1 protein-coding gene is annotated in these 261 nt (G+C 61.3%); it reads left to right on the top strand.

The genetic code is table 11. From position 1 onward, the window contains the following. Nucleotides 1-261 (top strand): hypothetical protein (locus SB816_RS32790; protein ID WP_410548352.1); only part of this gene is annotated, 261 nt, incomplete at both ends.

Here is a 261-nt window from a genome sequence, read left to right as displayed (position 1 = left end):
AAGGCAGGCACGACCGCCAAGGCCGGCATTGATCAAAGAGCCTACGACATCGACGGCGACGGCAAGGCGTCCGTCACGCTCGACGCGTCGGGTTCTTTCGGGCCTGAGCAACTGACCGGCTTCGTCTGGACGGACCTCAAGGGCAATGTCGTCGCAACCGGCAAGACGGTTGATGTCGCCCTCGATACGGGCGTCAACAAGCTGCTCCTGAAGGTTACAGCGGCAAATGGTTCCGTTTCGACGGACCGTATCGACGTCACG

The organism is Achromobacter sp. SIMBA_011, from assembly GCF_046535435.1.
Classification (GTDB): domain Bacteria; phylum Pseudomonadota; class Gammaproteobacteria; order Burkholderiales; family Burkholderiaceae_B; genus Achromobacter; species Achromobacter dolens.
Note: the sequence above shows the minus strand (reverse complement) of the source record. Positions and strands in the feature narration are given on the sequence as shown.